We start from the raw sequence: 910 nt of genomic DNA, 5'->3' as shown, positions 1-910 counted from the left end.
ATCGTCGGAAGCATGAGTTTGTGTGAGATTTTTGTAGGCGGCCCCGCCTTGTCTACTTCGGATTATTCCCATACATACAAAAAGCCTCATATGAGGCTTTTTTTGATTTCATTACGTTTAGAAGTTGCGAACTAAACGCAAACCAAAGGTTCTTGGTGGGTTGATGTCTTTGGTTACACCGACACTATCCAGGCTTAAAGGGCTACCAGGAAACTCTCGAGTGGAAGTTGAATACGCTTTATTCGTTAGGTTTTCAACGTAAACTTCTGCTTCCCACATTTCATCTGCACTCTCATAACCGAACCTCGCATTCACTAAAGCATAAGCCCCCTGATAAGAGGTTTCATGGTTCGGCGCAGTAAAGTACTGCTCATCCTGCCACGCATACTCCAAGCGGTAACTTAACGTACCACTTGGCAAGTCATGAAAGTACTGGCCAGCCAAACTAACTTTATGAGCTGGAGATGCAACCATATCATCCCCAGAAGCATCCTGTTCAGGCTGAGCAATCGAGCTATCAGCGTTTACAACTGGCGGAATGATATAATTATCATATTCTGCATTCAAAAACGCATAATTCATTTCTATCGCCAGGTTATAGGTTGGCATCCACTTATTTTCAATCTCAAGTCCAAAAATATTCGCTTCTGCAGCATTAGAAACATTCAATACACCTGGACTTGTAAACTCTGATACCTGCAAGTCCTGATAGTCGCTATAAAATAAAGCTATGTTTGAATGTAGTTTTTTATCTAATAGCTGGAACTTACTACCTATTTCGTAGGACCAAACCTTCTCGGGAGAATACTCTGGCGAAGCATCCGTCATGTTGTAACCGCCGCTTTTGAAACCGCGTTTGACACTGCTATACACCATCGTTCCAGAATCATATGTATAATCAAGCGAGAAC

Annotated in this window: 1 protein-coding gene; it reads right to left on the bottom strand. The window is 42.3% G+C overall.

Going from position 1 to position 910, the window contains the following annotated elements; translation table 11 throughout:
* Window positions 1-117 precede the first annotated feature (117 nt).
* Window positions 118-910, bottom strand: a 793-nt coding sequence (locus tag A3729_RS27995; protein WP_156498187.1) for a TonB-dependent receptor, incomplete at its 5' end; no start/stop codon positions are given.

This window comes from Oleiphilus sp. HI0043 (assembly GCF_001634935.1).
The sequence above is the reverse complement of the archived record's forward strand: the minus strand, read 5'-3'. Positions and strand labels throughout refer to the sequence as shown.